Origin of the sequence: Rhizobium sp. TRM96647 (genome assembly GCF_025780115.1) — a bacterium.
Lineage (GTDB): Bacteria > Pseudomonadota > Alphaproteobacteria > Rhizobiales > Rhizobiaceae > Mycoplana.
In genome coordinates this window covers 25330-41598 of the sequence record NZ_JAOXHF010000017.1, presented here as the reverse complement: position 1 = coordinate 41598, position 16269 = coordinate 25330, and the positions used below count along the sequence as shown (strand labels likewise).

At 60.0% G+C, this 16269-nt stretch carries 13 protein-coding genes and 1 pseudogene; 6 read left to right on the top strand and 8 right to left on the bottom strand.

Annotated elements, in window-relative coordinates; genetic code table 11:
* Positions 1 to 10: 10 nt before the first annotated feature.
* Both OCK02_RS23235 and OCK02_RS23230 read right to left on the bottom strand, forming a co-directional pair.
* Positions 11 to 2340 (bottom strand): annotated as a pseudogene (locus OCK02_RS23235) (hypothetical protein).
* A 221-nt stretch (positions 2341 to 2561) separates the two neighbouring features.
* Positions 2562 to 2873: a hypothetical protein gene (locus OCK02_RS23230; RefSeq protein WP_136883213.1), complete on the bottom strand. Its 312-nt coding sequence runs from the start codon at positions 2871 to 2873 to the stop codon at positions 2562 to 2564.
* Positions 2874 to 2908: 35 nt separating this feature from the next.
* On the opposite strand from OCK02_RS23230, the gene OCK02_RS23225 reads away from it, so the two are divergent.
* Positions 2909 to 3250, top strand: a complete 342-nt coding sequence (locus OCK02_RS23225) for a hypothetical protein (RefSeq protein ID WP_263815077.1) — start codon at positions 2909 to 2911, stop codon at positions 3248 to 3250.
* Between the two features lie 23 nt (positions 3251 to 3273).
* On the opposite strand, the gene OCK02_RS23220 is transcribed toward OCK02_RS23225, so the two are convergent.
* The 5 genes from OCK02_RS23220 to OCK02_RS23200 form a co-directional block, all read right to left on the bottom strand.
* Positions 3274 to 4200, bottom strand: coding sequence for a DUF429 domain-containing protein (locus tag OCK02_RS23220; protein ID WP_263815076.1), 927 nt, complete (start codon positions 4198 to 4200; stop codon positions 3274 to 3276).
* A gap of 26 nt (positions 4201 to 4226) precedes the next feature.
* Positions 4227 to 5042 carry an ATP-dependent Zn protease gene (locus tag OCK02_RS23215; RefSeq protein ID WP_263815075.1) on the bottom strand — a complete coding sequence of 272 codons (816 nt, stop codon included), beginning with the start codon at positions 5040 to 5042 and terminating at the stop codon, positions 4227 to 4229.
* On the bottom strand, positions 5039 to 6904 hold the full coding sequence (locus OCK02_RS23210) for an ATP-binding protein (RefSeq protein WP_263815074.1): 1866 nt from the start codon (positions 6902 to 6904) through the stop codon (positions 5039 to 5041). The genes OCK02_RS23215 and OCK02_RS23210 overlap by 4 nt, the downstream gene beginning before the upstream one ends.
* Before the next feature lie 483 nt (positions 6905 to 7387).
* Entirely contained in the window at positions 7388 to 8548 is a 1161-nt protein-coding gene (locus OCK02_RS23205; RefSeq protein WP_263815073.1) for a hypothetical protein, read from the bottom strand.
* Positions 8549 to 8849: 301 nt separating this feature from the next.
* Positions 8850 to 10028: a hypothetical protein gene (locus tag OCK02_RS23200; RefSeq protein ID WP_263815072.1), complete on the bottom strand. Its 1179-nt coding sequence runs from the start codon at positions 10026 to 10028 to the stop codon at positions 8850 to 8852.
* A gap of 307 nt (positions 10029 to 10335) precedes the next feature.
* Between OCK02_RS23200 and OCK02_RS23195 the strand changes: the two genes are divergently transcribed.
* Positions 10336 to 11271 carry an HNH endonuclease gene (locus OCK02_RS23195; protein ID WP_263815071.1) on the top strand — a complete coding sequence of 312 codons (936 nt, stop codon included), beginning with the start codon at positions 10336 to 10338 and terminating at the stop codon, positions 11269 to 11271.
* 58 nt (positions 11272 to 11329) lie between these two features.
* Here OCK02_RS23195 and OCK02_RS23190 read toward each other — a convergent pair whose 3' ends face one another.
* Positions 11330 to 11614, bottom strand: a complete 285-nt coding sequence (locus OCK02_RS23190) for a hypothetical protein (RefSeq protein ID WP_263815070.1) — start codon at positions 11612 to 11614, stop codon at positions 11330 to 11332.
* A gap of 225 nt (positions 11615 to 11839) precedes the next feature.
* On the opposite strand from OCK02_RS23190, the gene OCK02_RS23185 reads away from it, so the two are divergent.
* From OCK02_RS23185 to OCK02_RS23170, 4 genes are read left to right on the top strand one after another with little or no spacing between them, the layout of a single operon-like run.
* The gene (locus OCK02_RS23185) at positions 11840 to 13351 is read left to right on the top strand and encodes a type I restriction-modification system subunit M (RefSeq protein ID WP_263815069.1); all 1512 of its coding nucleotides are present in this window, start codon (positions 11840 to 11842) and stop codon (positions 13349 to 13351) included.
* The gene (locus OCK02_RS23180) at positions 13348 to 14844 is read left to right on the top strand and encodes a type I restriction-modification system subunit M (protein WP_263815068.1); all 1497 of its coding nucleotides are present in this window, start codon (positions 13348 to 13350) and stop codon (positions 14842 to 14844) included. Before OCK02_RS23185 ends, OCK02_RS23180 begins: the two co-directional genes overlap by 4 nt.
* Positions 14810 to 16045: a restriction endonuclease subunit S gene (locus OCK02_RS23175; RefSeq protein WP_263815067.1), complete on the top strand. Its 1236-nt coding sequence runs from the start codon at positions 14810 to 14812 to the stop codon at positions 16043 to 16045. The genes OCK02_RS23180 and OCK02_RS23175 overlap by 35 nt, the downstream gene beginning before the upstream one ends.
* A complete protein-coding gene (locus tag OCK02_RS23170; RefSeq protein WP_263815066.1) occupies positions 16042 to 16254 on the top strand; it encodes a hypothetical protein in 213 nt (70 codons plus the stop codon). The genes OCK02_RS23175 and OCK02_RS23170 overlap by 4 nt, the downstream gene beginning before the upstream one ends.
* Positions 16255 to 16269: the final 15 nt, after the last annotated feature.

The window sequence follows — 16269 nt, the reverse complement described above, 5'->3', positions numbered from 1 at the left end:
TCCTTCTTCGTTAAGCAGCTTCCCAGACCTGGTTCAGGATACGCGCCGCAAGTGCCGCCTTGTCCTGCGGGAGAAAGCGCCCGTAGTGCTTGGCAACCATTTCGGCGGTGTCCTGGATGGCGTAGCTGGCCTGCTCATAGGAGCCAGTCTGCTTCAGGATGTGGGTCGCCAGCACGTCACGGACATTATGAGGACCGTGCGGTAGCAGCCCCTTGATCGCGCCTCGTCCGGTATAGGGGTTATAGATGCCGTAGCGCTGGATCGTGTGACGCCAGGCCTCATAGAAACTGGTTGTGTCATAGGCCGCGTTTGTGCTGGTCGTCTTGACAGTCTTGACGAAGAACGTGCCGGGATCCGCGGCCGACCGCAGGAGCACCGAGCGGTGCCGGTCGACATAGGCGTCGATATACTTGTAGAGATCCAGGAGATCCGGAAGCACGAGCCGAAACGGCTTGTCGCCAAAGAAGGAGGAGTGTGCGTTCTTGAAGGCGACCGCAGGAATGAAGACCTCCCAGCCGCCTTCCCGATCACTCCACCGGATTTCGCCGCGCTTCATCTTTTCCAGTGCGCGTTCCGAACGCGGCATCGAGCCTTTCGGGTTGAGCATCAGTTGTCGGAGGTTCTTCTGGCGAAGCCCAAGATGCAGTCCTAATCTCAGCATCAGAAATGAGCGGACCGCTTCGGCGGCCGGCCGAGGATAACGATGCTCATCCGGCATCAGGCGGATGATCTCCTCGGTGATCTTGCGGTACTCGCCAACGGGGCTCGCCGCCTCAAGGACCGGCATGATCGGCTCGAACGGATCGCGATGAACACGAGCGATCCTTTGGATTTCCTTGACGCGGTGGGCAGCATGCTTGTGAAAGTCGTCGCAGGCACCGTGCCAGTCCGCATTCGCATAGTCGATCTCATTCTGTGAAACGAGGCCGGCGATCGGTTGAACCCGCGCCAGAAGCTCCGGATGCTGCCGAAGCCATCCGGTCCCCTCTTTGGTGATCGCCAAGGCGATCCGCAACATGTCGACTTCCCAAGCAGTGAAGAAGCCGCGGCGCGTCTCCCGCCACTGCAGATACCAATCCCAGACGCCGGGGAAAATGAGGAGCCCGAACGTCAACTGCCGGACCGGCACCCCGTAGCCCTTCACCTCTCCATCTCTGGATGCTGCAAGGGCACCGAACATCAGCCCGAGATGCTCGATCTTCTGTGAGGCGGTTTCTTCGCCCCAGACACCGTTTCGCTGAAACCCGACCGACGTTAGAGCTGACGTCTTGAAGCGCACCAGGTCGGCCATTTGCATAGCAAGTGCCGGTGGCGCTCTATGACGCCTGACAGCAGGTCAGGATCCTCGACCCAGGTCTCCTCGTAGTTCGCAGGCACAATGATCTTTCCGTCGCGTGGCGCCCGCCCGCCGTAGGAGACGCCGGGAAAACGGATGGCGTAGCGTTGTTTGGCGGCTGCTGCCTGGTACTTCCTGTAGTCCGTCGTGCCGCTGATAACAACCCGCCGTACCCAGTCAACGATCTCCTCCCTTTTCTGGAAGGACAGCGTGTTGAAATCCTCGGGAAGATGCCACGCGATCCGACGCCGCTCGGCAGGCTCTATGCCGGACAGCTCAAACCCTGACGCCGATCGTGAAGGGTGTGGAAGCTTGGTTTTGAAGTATCCAGCAGGAAGCCGGTACCGTCGCTCGATCCGTGACAAGATCTCGAAACTCTCGATACTCCGCGGCACTTTCCGGCCTTCGACCCAGCTTAAAAGCGTATTCTTGTCTGTGACGTCATCCGGACCGGTGATGGCACGATGGAGCGTCCAGTACGTTTCGCCATGGCGTCGGAGCTGGAGCTGTAATGCCTCGGAAAAGTCCGTCGGATCTTCGCTGACGTCGAACAACGGTTCTGGGAATTCGAGACCTGTGCGTGGACTTGCTGCTGTAGCGCCCGATGCTGGTTTGGGCTGGTTCTGGGGTGGGCGGGCTGGTCGGGGACTTGTTGGCACCGCCTTCGTCCTCAGCGTCTTTCGTGTTCGAGGGACTTCGGGGTCTGCTGCCGTGGCTAAGAGGCGCGTGTCCCGGATCCACCGACCAATAGCGTCAAAGGCTGGATCGATCTGACGCGCGTTGCCCGCAAGCAGATTGGTGTCCAGGCCGCAGGCTGCCGCGACAACGTACCAGTCTGTCCTGCCGCTGGTTCTTGGCGCCGGTCTCCTCGTCTGAATGAGCGTGTGCAAATACCACTTCAGCAGGGGAAGTTCGTCGTCCTTGAAAAGCGGCGCCAGCCGCAGTTGGCAGAAGGCGTCGATCTTGCGTTGAAAGGCTTTGGCAGAAAATTGGTTCATTTCCATTCACGTAGCTGTTGTTGGTCGTTCCCGCAGAGGCGGGGCACGCGAGCTATGCGAATGGAGTTAACCTCCGGTAACCAAGGGTTTCCGTGGGCGAATGGCTTCATAAAAACGATTCAGTTGCAAACGGCGTTTCACGAAGTAACGGGGGGACGAAGTCCCCGAATGTGAACGCCGTTTGCACAAATAGTTGGTGATCAGGCAGAGCAGATGGCCAGAAATCGTCAGCCCCGCAGGTGAACCTTGCGGCGGAAAGGTTGGTCATCGCTAGCGTAGCGATCGACGAGATCATCGAAGACTTCGTCGGCTGCCCGCTCGTCGAAGCCTTGGTCGACGAGAACCCCAACCACGGCGTCGGCCAGCTCTTCTATCCAGTCCTGCCGTCCCTGGTCGAGATAGCTGCTGATCGTCCAGAACAGCATGGCCCGCGCGACGTCGTCACGATCCGGACGCCGCTCGGCCCGGTGCCGGTCCCTCAGCCGCTGCTGCCGCTCCCTTTGCTTGGCGTTGCGCTCCTCCAAGGTCTGTCGCGCCATGTCATCTTCCCCCTGTTTTCGTTGATGGCACTATAATGGTCAGAGGACCGGCGGCATGGCGCAAGGCGTTTGTCGCCGAAACGGAATCATTGTGTTTTGAATCGGAATTTTCGAGTTTAGAATCGAATGAGCGCAATTTGTTTCAGGTTGCGGGCACGTCTAGGCAGGTTGCCGGCAATCTCGCGACTATGTTGACGGCGCCGGACGCACAGGGTGCGACCATTCCGATTTCGGATGAATCGGAAATCTGGACGATCGAAACGTTTGCCCAGAGCTTGGAAACGTTGCCCTCGACTTTCGAATCGTTCGCCCGGAAGTTCGAATCGAATGAGCGCAATTTGTTTCAGGTTGCCAGCGACCTGCATCAGCTCGCTTAGACGTGGATCAACGTGCAGAAGACCTAAGCCTGCTGACCGAGGATCCAGCCTTCCCACGTTTTGACGTCATCTGCTTCCGGTACGCCTTCGCCCCGTCGGCCATCGATGACGTGGATCATGCCGAGTAGGCCGACCGTCGCGTCGAACCGGTCCTCACCGTCCTTGCCATTTCCGAAACCATCGCTGATCAGACTTTGGAGTTCGCGCCCGTCGACGTGTGGTCTATTCTCTAGCCACCGCACCAGATGACTTGCAACGGACCGGCGTCCGTCTTGCCGTCGCTTACTCCATACCGGACGTCTAGGGATGCCAAGCTGCCCATACACGTCGCCGGGATAGGTCTCGGCGACTACGGTGGCCCTCGGTATCATCAGCTCATGGAGCGTCCCGTCGAACGGCCACAGCGATAGCTCCCCGAGGTTCGGGAGGATGATTTCGCGCCAGCCGGTCAAGGCGGCGTTGCCCACCTGATTGCCGCCGAGCGTCCAGAACAGCATGCAGGCGTCGCCGCGATCCGGCGTCGCACGCTCGCAGCGGCGCAGAAGATCCTTGGCCGTCAGCCCCAAAGCGTCGAAAAGGTGCTGCCGCTGCGTGCCCCCAGGCCGCATCGGATAGAATGGTCGGTCGATGGAGATTTCGCTGTGATGCTCCGCGACGTCGAACCAACGCGCAAAGCGTGCGTCCCCGAATGACCGCAAAAAAGAAGGGAAGTCAGGTGTCCCTAGAGTTCTGCCGTAGGCGGCAGGAAGACCGATCGGGAAGTCGAAACCCATCAGCACTGCGGCGTCTGCTCCTATCCGCCGCCGCAGCCGATGTGCAAGGTCTTGCGTGTCGCCGACGGATTCCGGCGCCGAGAGGGCCCACGTCTCGCCCTGCCGAACCGCCACGCACATCCATCGCTTCTTCGCTTCGATACTCCAGTCGCAATGTGCGATAACCGATACAGACATCCCGTCCTCCATCCCTCGCTCTGGATTTACGAGGCACCGGCCAGGATGTCCATGACCGCTGCCCCATCGAGCGCCTGGGCGTCGAAGAGCGCGCGCACCAGCCCGTCGAAGGCCTGCCGGTTCTCCAGGATCACTTCCGTGGCACGTGCCTGTGCGAACTCGATTCGCCGATGCACCCGCTCTGCCAGATCGGCGTCGCGGCTGAGGATCGCGGTCGGATCCTTGTGCCCGAGATAGAGCAGCGGATGGCGGCCACCGAAGCCCAGCGCCTGTTCCATGTCCAGCGCGACGCGAGTTGCGCGCGCGAGATCGCTGTTTTCGGCTCCGCCGGAGCCTGCCGATACGGTCTTGAGCACGATGAGTTCAGCCGCGCGGCCAGCCATTAGCATCGCCAGCAACCGCCCGTACCAATCTTCGGTATCCGGCGTACTGGTCGCAAAAGCCAGCGTGTTGTGGCCACCTTCCTTGGTGTCTATCGTCAGCCCCATGATCGCCCCAAGATGCAGAGCATGGTGAACCACGGCGTGGCCGGATTCGTGAATCGCCAGACGCCAGCGGACGTCATACGGGACCGGCAGCCGGTGACCGCGAATACCAGCTTCGATATCGGCATAGGTCAGGCGGCGCTTTTCACGTCGCGCCTTCAGTCGGGCTTCTCGGACGATCCGTTCGATGTCAGCGCCAGTGAGGCCCATCGCGCGCGTTGCCAGGCGCCGCAACGCCTCGGTGAAAAGGGCGTCCCGTCTGTTTACGTCTTGCGGTTCGACATCACGCTCGTTGCCATCGTCCAGGATGATCTCAATCTCGTCCGAGGCACTATCGATTTTCATATTGCCCGTCATGGCTGACCTCCCACCTGACCGTCCGGCGCCGTGATGGCGTCAAGATCGCGACCCAGATGATGGGCGAGAATGCCTGCGAGGGTCGGAATGTCGGGGCGCGGGATCTCAATGTGCGTTTCCAGCCGCCCCGAGCGACGGATCGCCTCATCGATCTCGTCCGGCCGGTTCGTCGCACCGACGACGATGACGCCGTCAGTTTTCAGGGCGCCGTCGAGAAGCTCCAACAATTTGTTGACGCACGCATTCCAATAGTCGGCATAGGACCTCGACGCCGAAGCCCGTTTGCCGATGCCGTCGATCTCGTCGATGAACAGGATGCACGGCGCCTGACGCCGGGCCTCGGCGAACGTGTTTGCCATGCGATCGAGCACATCATGCAGATACTCGCCCTGCAGCCAGGTCGAGACGGACGTCACGACCAGCGGCACCTGCAGCGTATTACAGAGGGCGCGTGCGAAGGTCGTCTTGCCAGTCCCTGGGGGTCCCGAGAGAAGCAGCTTGGTGCTCATCTGTGACCACGCCAGCTCGCCGCCGAGATAATCCGCGAGATCGGCTTTCAGGCCGAGCGCCCAGTCTTTTGCTGCACCGTAGCCTGTCAGCGTCTCAACGCGCAGCACGGGCGGCGCAGCCGGCCTCGATACATCATCGATAGGCTCCGGCTGGATCACCTCGGCGCTGGTTGGCTTGCTCTTCGATTTCGCCTTGCCCTTGGACGAGGAGGTCGACGTCGATGCCGCGCGATCGCCGGTGCTGCCGCCATCTCGCGACGTCTGCTCTCTTCGCTCCCTTGGGGTCTGCGTGATCAGCCGCCGCGAGGCGCCTGCATGTTTGTCAGCGTTTCCGTCTTCCTTGTCTTCGCGGTTCAGCACCGCCAGTCCGGCAAGTGCATCAAGACTGGAGAGGATTGGGCGGCCCGGCCGGATGGCAATGGCGAGATCGTCGAGCGTCAGCGCACCCGTGTCGATTGTCGCAATGCTGCTGTCATTCTGCATGACCGCCTCGCTGCCATAGACTGCTTCCAGCAGGTCGGCGATCAGCAGACGATCGATCCCCGCACCCGTCACTCGGACGTCGCAGGTCAGATCGACCTGATCCGGAACGCCATTGTGTGTCTCCGACACCGCGAGCACCGGCGTGCCATCCGCCAAAGCCCGCAGCAATTGCCCGCGCAGGGCCGCCCGGCTCGGACGGTTGGTCTCTCCGGCCGCGACCTGCAGGAAGACGCGCCGCGTCTCAGCGTCCACCCACCTCCAGAGGTCGTCAGTGAAAGCAAAATCCGCCGCCACGCCGGTGTAAGGTCCGTACGGCACGATGCCGGTGTCTTCGATGAGCTGCGACAAGGCCCGCTCAAAGCCATCGGCGAGGACAGCTACCGAGAAGACGGGTGCGGGCTGCCGCAGGATCGCGACCAGATCGCGCAGTGTGACGCTCGATTGCTCCAGTGCCGCGGCAAGCAGCAGCAGGGTAGCCATATGCTTGATGCTCGGATTATACCCGGCTTCCGCAACGACTCGAACCGCGTAGGCATGTGCAGCCTTATCAGCAGCCTTGATGTTTGCCGGATGCCGTCTGAGGTGATCTGGCCACCCCGGCAGGGCCGGGACGAGAACGGGACGACCGTTTCCGTCCAGCGGCGCCTCGATCAGAAAGCCTGCAACATGGTCTCGCACCCACTGGCGGTCCCGCTCGGCATCACCCGTGAGATGCGAAGGATCGAAGGCGGGACTGAAGCGGCTGACGACATGACCATCAACGATGGCTGTGCTCATCGTCAGCAGGCCATTGCGGACTGCAAGACGCCGGACGGCCCGGCGTTCGATATGGGCCAAGCGTCGGATCAGAAAGGGAGACATACGATCCATCAGCGATCCTCCCTGTTTGCTAGGTGAGCGGAAACAATTTCCGGCGGCACACCCTGAGGCGCGGTCGTCCGATGATTGGCGCCAGACCTCCTGGTGAGGCAGTCGAGCACCAACCGGCAGGCGGGATCACCGGATTCTGCCAGGCTGCGGAGTGGTTCGAGCAGCACAGGGGGAATTGCGCGCGTGTCCGAGGACCCCTGTCGGGCGAACGCAAGAGCGAGGCCGATGATCAGAGCCGGGTCGTCCTGCGGACGAGGAGCCACAAGAGGCTGATTGGGCTCGGAAGCTCTCGAGCCGTCCCGCTTGAGGCGTGCAAATGTCGATGGTGCTTGGGTGGACATGATGTCTGCGGGCATGCAGGATCTCCTCGCCGGTCCGGCTTCAGCGGACGGCGTCTTCTCCAGGATGATGGGAGCGGCAAGGAGGTCGCCGCGGCGTCACGCGCCACAGCGATAGCCTCCTTTAAGCAAAGCCGGACTCGCGTTAGACGTCGAGCAGACGCCGGGCAAAGCCAATGCGGATATGCTCGGGTGGCCAGCAGACCACGTCTTCTGCCAGCGCCTCCGGATCACCGCGGCCATCGTCGTCATCATCGAAGCTCGCATCTTCACAGGAGCCGCAACGGCATCCGGGTCCGTGATCCTCGATGTTGTCCGTCGCATCCTCGCAGACTGCGAAGCGGGGGATCTCCCGCAGCGTCCCAAAGCGGCGCGTACAGAGCGACGTCGTGGAGGCATCAGCGGCGAGCACTGGGGCCGACATCGCCATTGGCGTCTCCGGGAGACCGAGTGCACGGCGCGCCTCGACCTCGAGAAGCTGTCGGACACGACGCCCGAAGCGCAGCCGCAGTTCGGCCATGCAAGCCGCGGCACCGTCGATCTCGAGAAGGGCGTCGATTTCCGACAGCGCCCAGACGCCCGCCGCGTGATCGCTGGGACGGCTGGCGCCATCAATAATTGCGACGCCGACCGTCTCGACCATCATCCTCTTCTGGGTCTTGTAGAGCCAGTCGGGCACAATCATTGCCGACGCCAGCATTTTCAGCTTCAGCTCCTCGAGCCGGCTTGTGTCACCATACGACGCCAGTGACCGTTTGAGGTCGAGGACAAAGGCCGCACGCTTTGCCTTGTTCACGACGATCAGGTCCGGCGTGTAACTCCCCTTTGCCGGTGCTTCGCAGTCAAGCCGCACGCCCTCAAGCTGGCGCCAGTCATTGCCGGCAACCGCCTCGATGGCTGCCTTGACGAGCGGCAGTTTGATCGACTGCATCAACACGACGAGATTCTGATTCACCTTGGCCAGCCGCTCGACGGCCTGCTCCAGCAGCTTGCCTTCGCGGAAACTCACTGCCCTGACCAGCGAAGCGACGGCGACATAGTGGCCGAGAATCTCGTCCTCGACCGGCTCGCCTTCCGAGATGGCGCCGATGGCTTTGTCGATCAGCGCGTCGAAGTCGGCCTCGACGTCCGGGTACCGCACCAGATGCGGGTGGCGACGCAGCACCGGCGGTTCTGCCCGAACAGCAAAGTGCTCACCAAAATGGCGGCGCGACGCCAAGCCGGCGGCAAAAGACATGGTGGAGGATGCCGCAGTGGCAGCGCGCAGAACTTCCCCGGCTGGGGTGTTGGCAGTATGAATGGTCATAGCCCGATTCCTTTTCCTAGAAGGCTTGAGGGTCAGGCCCTTGGTCGCGTTGGCGCGCTGCCTTGGGCCGTTTGCTCCATCGCGTGGAGCCACCGATACCTGACAGGACCCGGACCGGATCTCAAGGACCCGATCGGCAAAAAGAGAACAGATCCTGAACGCGGTTAACGGCGGGCTCACGTCCGAATTCTGTCCGCGCGCGATGGTAAACGACCGGTGAAGCGCGATCAGGTTGCGCTGAGCACGGCGCCAAACACACAGCCGGAATCAAGAAAGGGGCCCGAAAGCCCCTTTCTTATGTTCAGTCCGCCGACGCCTCGGCGGGTTTGCGCGTGAGCGCCTTCGGCTTCCTTAGTCCAGGCAGCCCTTCGGTCGAGCCGAAAGAAAGGACGTTGGAACCGGCGGTCTCAGATACGCCGCCCCTCCGGGTGAACATCGCCGGCGGTACGTAGTCCTCGAGCGTTTCATCCTCGTCCTCGGACGGATCGAGACTTGGCGCCTCAATCCGCACGACGCCACCCAGCGCCTCCAACCCACGGCGCATCACCTGGTCGGGTGATTCCGGGGCAACGGCGGCTTCGAGCGGCCACTCAGGCTGCTTCGCTCTCGAGGTTGCCCAATCGAGGAGCGGCAGCAACTCCTGCCTCAGCCACAGTTCGAGTTCCTTGGCCTCAGGCCAAGCTTCGCGATCGCCCACGTCATCGAGCGTCTCGAACACTCTGTGCCAGCGGCTTCCGGGGGCAAGCTCAGTCGCGGAGAGCTTGCGGACGTCGATGTCGCCTGGCGCATCGAGAAGCAGGACGTTGCCCAGGCTGCGCTTGGCAAGTCGACCCAAAGGCTCAAGCACCGGAATGAGTGCTTTCTTCTGAAGACGCTTGCCCCGAGGTTTGCGTTCGAGAATGTCCTCGACAGTTTTCGCAAGCATTGCCGCATTCTCAACGAAGGCAGCAAGACCGCTCTTCGTTTTCATGTCGATCAGCGCCCGCAGTCCGGAAAGACCGCCGACGTCGGGAAGATCCGTTGCGGTGACCTCTTCGGAGGCTGCTTCGGAACCGTCCGCCAGCAGAGCTTTCACCTCACTGACGCGAATGCCGTCGTTCTCCTCCGCAAAAGCTAGGGCAGCCTCAACTTTTTCGTCCGGCGCGGACGCCAGATGAAAAAGAACCGTGGGGCTGACGGCCAGCTCGACCGCACGAGTACGGTACGGAGCGAGATTTCGAGCAACAGACCGATAGTTGCGCGCGGTCTTCGAGGAGATGTCGCATCGCTGCGAGACCCATTTCTCGAAAGTACCCGGCTCAACGATTGCGGACGCCTGCTCCAGCAGGTCACCTAATTCAAAGGCCTGCTCCGTGGACCGGCGTCCCAAAGCCAGGATTCCGGCGGCGGTCGCCTCCAATGCTTTCTTGCTCTGCGCGCCAATGTTGAGCGCGTCGTAGTCAAAGCGGCCGGATGCCGCTTCGTTCGTTTTCTTCGTCATGTCAAAGATCCTTGCGTGTTGCAAAAGCATCAACCGCACCTGCGCAATTGATATGTAAATTATCCCTTGGATTTAAAAGTAACTCAAGACGTACCAAAAGTTGTCTATCCATTTTTTACTTAGATAGACGGGGATATTGCATGCATCAAGACTTAATATACTTCAGATCTAGCGCATTAAAATTTTTCTTACTTCGACTTGGCCAAAGTAACAAAACACAACCACAGGGCGCGCTGCCTCGCGCTCATGCATGTTTTCGAAAACTTGCCGACCTGGTAACACCGGGACAGTTCATAGAGGTGCCACGATGTCAAAAGCGGTCCTAACGACAAAAGTCGACCCGACCTACGACGACCTGCCGGAGCAGCGGTATCACTTCCCGCGCACTTACCTACATCAGGTCGAAGCCGCTCGCCGGGATTGGATCGTCTATTATGAGCCCAGGCGTCCGAGTGGCGATCTGATGAAAGCCGGTGGCAAGCAGGCGTATTTCGCGACGGCACGAATTGCCGACATCATCCCAGACCCATCGAAGCCCGATCACTTCTACGCGCTGATCGAGGACTTCCTACCATTTGATCATGCCGTCCCGTTCAAGGACGCGGACCACTACTACGAGAGAGGCTTGCGCAAGGAGGACGGCTCGACGAACAAGGGAGCATTCGGTCGCGCTGTCCGGAACATCTCCGACGCCGAGTATGACCTGATCCTCGGCGCTGGCTTCGCGCATGTCCTCGGGAAACGAGACCGCGAACGGCCGTCGCCGGATCCGGCCGAAGAAGCAGGCGTCGGATTTGGCGACAACCCGCAGATGCCCTACGAGGCCGACAGCATCGATCGCCCTACCGTCACCCAGGTGCTCCAACGCCCCTTTCGAGACCGCGCTTTCTCTGCTGCCATCAAGGCGGCCTACCACGACACCTGCGCCGTCACCGGCCTCAAGTTGATCAATGGCGGCGGACGCTCGGAAGTTCAGGCGGCTCATATTCGTCCGGTGGCAGACCGAGGGCCGGACAGCGTCCGCAATGGCCTGGCGCTATCCGGCACCGTACACTGGATGTTCGATCGCGGCCTGATTTCGGTGGATGACGATTATAGCCTGCTGATCGCAAGTGGCAGCGTACCGGACACTATCACCCGGCTCATAAATCCGGAGCGCCGCCTGCTCGTGCCGACACGCGCGGACGATCGCCCGCATTCGCAGTTCCTCCGGTATCATCGCGATCAGGTGTTCAAGGGGTGAAGCTGCGGAAATCATTTCCGCTCAAAGGCTTACGCCGACGTCACTCATCGGGCGGCGCTTAGAGTAAATCGATCATTTCATCCGTGTAGTCGCCGCTGTTGTCGTTGAATTTCACACGGATGCCTTCGTCTTCGAGGACAATTACTTTCTTTTCGCCGCCCTGTGCAATCACTTCAACCGTATACGGATCGCCGCAAGAGCCACAGATAACACGGCTTTGCATTGTAACCACCGAGTCATGATCCTCTTGCTCGGCCATATCATACTGAACATCATCAATCTCCGCTGGGATCTCAAAGCCCTCGCAACTGGGGTTTGGGCATATAAACTTGATATCCAGCATTGTGACCTTCTTTGTTACTCGGCGTTCCACACCATTCCACAACCTTTTGTATTTACAAACAAAGCTACACAAGTCAGAAATCGAGACCTGGTAAATGAAGTGTCACGAGATCTTTGCAGCTCCCTCGGCAACCACAGCTCTGGGATGATTGGACGTAGCTACGAATGTTCTGGGCAATGCTCCTGCGAATAAACTAGAAGGGCAGACTGAGCCGATCATGACCATATGAGCATTGAAAACGTGAGTGTACAGGAACTGAAACCTGCCCTTTGGGAAGCAGCAAACACGCTGCGCGGATCCGCTGTCGACCGAACAGATTGGAAGGGCTACATCCTTCCATTGTTGTTTTTTAAGCGGATTTCTGACGTCTGGGACGAGGAAACGTCGGAAGCCAAAGAAATCTACGGCGACGTTGATCCTGTTCAGTTCCCGGAAGCTCACCGTTTCGCGCTTCCGGAGGGCAGTCACTGGAATGATGTACGGAGCCTGGCGTCAAACGTTGGCGCGGGTCTGCAGAGGGCTATGCAAGAGATCGAGCGAGCCAATCCAGATACTCTTTTTCGTGTTTTTGGCTTCGCCGACTGGGGCAACAAAGAAAAGTTCAGTGATGAGTTACTGAAGGACCTGATCGAAGGGTTTTCAGAGATCCAGCTCGGCAACCAGGCGGTCAGCACTGACGTTCTCGGCGATGCTTATGAATACCTCGTAGGAAAATTCGCAGACGTCACGCGCCGTAACAAGGCCGGTGAGTTCTATACGCCGAGAAGCGTTGTGCGGATGATGGTCGAAATCCTCAATCCTAAGGAAGGTGAGAGCATTTACGATCCCGCCTGTGGAACGGGTGGTATGCTGCTGGGCGCCATAGAGCACGTGATCCGAAAAGGAGGCGATGCCCGCAGATTTTACGGGAAGGTCTACGGACAAGAAAAGAACCTCACCACCTCGGCGATCGCGCGGATGAACCTCGTCCTCCACGGAATTGAGGATTTTCAGGTGGCGCGAGAGGATACTCTGAGAAATCCGGCTTTTACCGATTCCAGCACGGGCGGCCTCGCCACGTTTGACTGCGTCATTGCAAACCCTCCGTTTTCACTCAAGGAATGGGGCCGCGATCTTTGGGAGGCCGATCCGTGGGGTCGTGCGACGTATGGGATTCCGCCCGAGAACTACGGTGACTATGCATTTGTCCAGCATATGCTCGCTTCGATGGCACCCACAGGAAACAGCCGCATGGCAGTCGTCCTTCCTCAGGGGGCTCTGTTCCGGAAATCGACAGAAGGCTCGATCCGGCAGGCTCTGCTTGAAAACGATATGGTTGAGGCAGTCATTGGTCTCGCGCCGAATCTATTCTACGGCACGCAGCTTGCCGGATGCATAGTGATCCTGCGCCGCAAGAAGCCAGTCGAGCGAAAAAACAAGGTCATGATCATCGATGCTTCGAGCCTGTTCCGCAAAGGCCGGGCGCAGAACTTCCTCGACCAGGATCACAGCGATCAAATCGTCGCCTGGTACCGCGCCTTCGAGGATGTCGAGGATGGCGCGAAAGTCGCAACCCTCGATGAGATCAAGAAGGAAGGCTGGACGCTGAACATCTCGCGCTACGTCCTGCCGCCCATCAGGCAGGACATCCCACCGTTGCCCGAGGCCGTCGAGGCATTCAAGATAGCACTGGCCGATGCGCGCGCCGCCGAAGACCACCTGCGTCAGGTTCTGACCGAAGGAGGGTGGCTGCAATGAGCGGACTGACCCAACGCGACCTCGAAAGCTACCTCTGGGGCGCTGCGACCCTGCTGCGCGGCCTCATCGATGCGAGCGATTACAAGCAGTACATCTTCCCGCTGCTTTTCTTCAAACGCCTGTCCGATGTCTGGGACGGCGATTTTAAGGATGCGCTCGATGAAACCGGAGACGAGTGCTATGCCACCGCCACCGCCAACGACCGTTTCGTGATTCCCGCAGGCGCCCATTGGAACGATATGCGCGTGACACCGCGCGACGTGGGCCGGGCGCTGCTGTCGGCCTTCCTCGCCATCGAGGCCGCCAACCCCGAGCGCCTGCAGGGCGTCTTCGGCAACGCCAATTGGACCGACAAGGCCCAGATGCCCGACAGCACGCTGAAGAACTTGATCGAGCATTTCTCGAAACACGATCTGACGCTGACTGCAGTGCCCGAGGACGAGCTTGGCAATGGCTACGAATACCTGATCAAGAAGTTCGCCGACGACAGCGGCCATACCGCGCAGGAATTCTACACCAACCGCACCCTTGTCCATCTGATGGCACAGATACTGGAACCTCAGCCCGGTGAAAGCATCTATGACCCGACCTGCGGCACCGGCGGCATGCTGATCTCGTGCCTGGCCGAGGTGAAACGGCGCGGCGGCGACATCCGCACCACCGGCCTTTACGGGCAGGAACTGATCACCATTACCGCCTCCATCGCGCGGATGAACCTGGTCATCCATGGCGTGGACGATTTCCACATCGCCAGCGGCAACACGCTGGCCACGCCCGCCTTCGTGCAGGGCGACCGGCTGCGCACCTTCGACGTGGTCCTCGCCAACCCGCCATATTCCATCAAGAAATGGAATCGCGGCGCGTGGGAGCAGGATGCATGGGGGCGCAACTTCCTTGGCACCCCGCCGCAGGGGCGGGCGGATTATGCCTTCTTCCAGCACATCCTGTCGTCGATGCACCCCATGACCGGGCGCTGCGCGATCCTGTTTCCGCATGGTGTGCTGTTCCGCAATGAAGAGGCCGAGATGCGGCGCAGGCTGGTGGAATCCGACCTGGTTGAATGCGTGCTGGGGCTGGGGCCTGGGCTGTTCTACAACTCGCCGATGGAGGCCTGCGTGGTGATCTGCCGGTCGCAGAAGCCAGAGGCACGCAGGGGGCGCATCCTGTTCATCGATGCGGTGGCCGAGATCGCGCGCGAACGGGCGCAAAGCTTCCTGCGGCCCGAACATCAGACGCGCATCCTTTCAGCCTATCAGAACTTTGCGGATGAACCCGGCCTAGCCGCGGTGGCGGATGTGGCCGATGTGCTGGCGGCCGACGGCAACCTGTCGATTGCCCGCTATGTGAAGCGGCCCAAGGCGGCGGCGGGCGGTGCCACGCTGGCTGCGATCTGGGCGGCGTATGATGAGGAGGGGCGCGACTTCTGGTCGGGCATGGACGCGCTGGTGGACACGCTCGATGGCCAGACGCCTGCGGAGGATGCCGATGCTTGAGCGGCCGATTTCCAAGGCGGGGTGGACGCGCGTGGCCTTTGGCGACGTGGTGCGCCTTTCAAAAGCGCGGGTCGCCGATCCCGAGGCTGCCGGGATCGAACGTGTCGTCGGGCTGGAGCATATCGATCCCGGCGACTTGCGCATTCGGCGCTGGGGTGACGTGGCCGATGGCACGACCTTCACCACGCTGTTCAAGCCGGGTCAGGTTCTGTTCGGCAAGCGCCGCGCCTATCAGCGCAAGGTGGCAGTGGCGGATTTCGAAGGGGTCTGTTCCGGAGACATCTATGTGCTGGAACCCGCGAACGACCGGCTGATGCCCGAACTGCTGCCGTTCCTGTGCCAGACCGACGCCTTCTTCGATCATGCCGTCGGCACCTCGGCCGGGTCGCTGTCGCCGCGCACCAACTGGACCAGCCTCGCCAGTTTCGAGTTCCTGCTGCCGCCGATCCAAGTGCAGGCCAGAATCGTTGGAACATTGCATGCTCTCCGCGAGACAAGTGAAGCATACTTTAGCGCGGCGATTCACCTCGAGGCTTTGAACACCTCGCTGATGGCGGAACAACTTTTACAAATTGAAGCAGCGGGTAAAGTAGCCGAGCAGCCAATTGATTTGTTTGGGTTCCATGGTCAACCAGTGCTAAAGACTGGCCCGTTCGGCTCAAGCTTAAAGACATCCTATTTCATCGAGAGTGGTGTCCCCGTCATAACAATTGGATCAATCACTGAGCATGGACTGGATCACAGTGACTTCTTTTTTGTCTCCCAATCGATCGCCGAGCGGTTTTCAGAGTATCGGTGTGAGCCCGGAGATATTGTTTTCTCAAGGGTTGCTGATGTTGGTCGGTGTCATGTCATTACCGATGATGAGAGAGGTTTCATCATCAGTTCAAACCTAATCAGGATTCGTGTAGATCCTGCAAAGGTGATGCCTATGTATCTTTGGCTTACTTTGAAGTACTCTCTGTCATTGAGGCGAAAGATATCGGCCATCACAACGCAAGCGGCCGGACGATTGCTTGTGAACACTCAAACGATGCATCTCTTGAATTTCTCCGTCCCAGATATTCAAACACAAAGATTGCTTATTGAGACGTTCAACAGCCTAAAAGTTGATCGCAAAAAAATAAACTCACGAAGAGCTCAGGTGAAGTCACTTTCGGAGAGGTTGCTCGCTCAATCTCTGTATGGTGCAGAACAATGACCTTCACCGAGGCCAACATCGTAGAAGCCCATCTGCGCGACCTTCTCGCGGGCGCGGCCTCGACCCGACCGGCGCAACTCTCCACCGGCCTCGCCCGCGCGGGCGGCAAGATCGCGGGCCTCGGCTTGGATCGCGTCGCCCCCGCCAAACCTGACTTCCTTAGCTTTCAACATCCCCCGGTATTCAGCCGAGGGAGGCAGTTGCAATGACGTCTCGCCCGCCTA